The 1,508-nt window shown below is 68.0% G+C and carries 3 protein-coding genes; 1 reads left to right on the forward strand and 2 read right to left on the reverse strand.

Annotated elements, in window-relative coordinates; all coding sequences use genetic code 11:
• A partial coding sequence (locus KBX53_RS32600; protein ID WP_210863706.1) for a sporulation protein occupies positions 1-513 on the forward strand: 513 nt, incomplete at its 5' end.
• Positions 514-581: 68 nt separating this feature from the next.
• On the opposite strand, the gene KBX53_RS32605 is transcribed toward KBX53_RS32600, so the two are convergent.
• Entirely contained in the window at positions 582-953 is a 372-nt protein-coding gene (locus KBX53_RS32605; RefSeq protein WP_030333580.1) for a hypothetical protein, read from the reverse strand.
• Between the two features lie 179 nt (positions 954-1,132).
• Positions 1,133-1,508: glycerophosphodiester phosphodiesterase family protein (locus KBX53_RS32610; RefSeq protein ID WP_305797998.1), on the reverse strand; the 376-nt coding region annotated here is incomplete at its 5' end.

A 1,508-nucleotide genomic window follows, 5' to 3' on the forward strand; every position in this document is an offset into this window, starting at 1 on the left:
CGGATCCTGGAGGCGTTCCAGCGCCTCGGTTTCCGGTTCAAGAGCGCCGACCTGGAGCGCGGTCACATCCGGGGCGTGCAGCAGACCCTGCCGTTCTACCAGGAGATCGAGTTCTTCGCCTCCCCGCAGTACGCGAGCACGATCAACGAGGTCGAGCTGACCTTCGTGACCAGCCAGCGCGGTGTGGAGGTCATCCTGGAGTGCGACAAGCGCGGCGGGTTCCTCAGCGCCGGGCACGACGCGTTCGGCCGCTACCAGGTGTCGCACACCGACGTCGACCGGGTGGACTGGGCGCAGGTCGTCGACGGTTGGCTGCGCGAGACCACGTCCCGCTACGGCAGCCTCCGCTCGCAGTACGGCCCGAGCCACGGGCACGGTCACGGCCGGGGTGGCATGGGCATGGGTGGGATGGTCGCCGGTGCGGCGCTCGGTGTCGCCGGCGGCATGATCGCCGGCGAGATGATCGAGGACGCGTTCGAGGGGGACTTCGGCGACTTCGGTGGCGACGAGTAGCCGTTCGACACGCGACGACGGTGGCCTCCGGGAGATCCTCCCGGAGGCCACCGTGCACTGTGAACCGGTCAGTGCCGGGCCTTGCGCTCCTCGCTGCTGCGCCAGTTGCTGCCGGCCTTGGCCAGACCACGGCTACCGAGGTAGCCCAGCGTCAGCAGGGTGATCAGGAACCAGGCATTGTCGGCCCGGAAGATGTCCACTCCAGCGGAGTTCTGACCGACGACCTGCGACGCGCCCAGTACGGCGGCCACCGCGATCAGGTAGATCCAGAACTCGGTGGTCTTGAACGCCTGCTTGGTCTCCGTACCAGGTGCCTGCATGTCGTTCCGACGCCCGTCGTGCATGACCGGCATCTGCTGCGTCTCTCGCATCGCAGCGGGATTCTGCGGGTCGTTCATGGGCCGGTTCATCGGCCGGGTGGAAGCAGCCTGCGTGCTCATCTGGTCCTCCTCAGGATGCGATGAGTCGTACCTGCATTCCCTCGCCCCGCTACCGCGTTTCGGCCACGGCACGGTTCGCTTTCGTGGCGGGGACAACCCCCGACTACCCGAGGCCCGGGAGCAGGTAACACCGATCGCCGGCCGGAAAAATCCGGCCGGCGATCGGGTGGTTCAGCGGGTCAGCGCAGGCCGTTGCGAATGGCCACGCGCACCAGAAGGTCCGGGTCGTCGGTGATGATGCCGTCGACGCCGAGGTCGATGACCCGCTGCATCACCGTCGCGTCATCGACGGTGTACGGGATCACCTTCAGGCCGTCGCGCGTCTGAAGCGTACGAACGTCCGGTCCGTGGAAGTTTGCCGGGTTGTCCCGCTGGTACACGTCGGCGGACGCGACGGTGCGCTGCTTCGGGTCGTGGACCTGCCCGTTTGCGGACTCCGTGCCAGCGCCGGCGGCCCGGGTCAGCTTGCCGAGGTCCTGGTACTTCCACCAGTCCAGCCCACCGGTCCACGGGCTCTTCACCGCCGGGTCGCCGTAGACCGCCTGCAGCGAGCAC

It is taken from the genome of Micromonospora sp. M51 (genome assembly GCF_018070305.1).
Taxonomy (GTDB): domain Bacteria; phylum Actinomycetota; class Actinomycetes; order Mycobacteriales; family Micromonosporaceae; genus Micromonospora; species Micromonospora parva.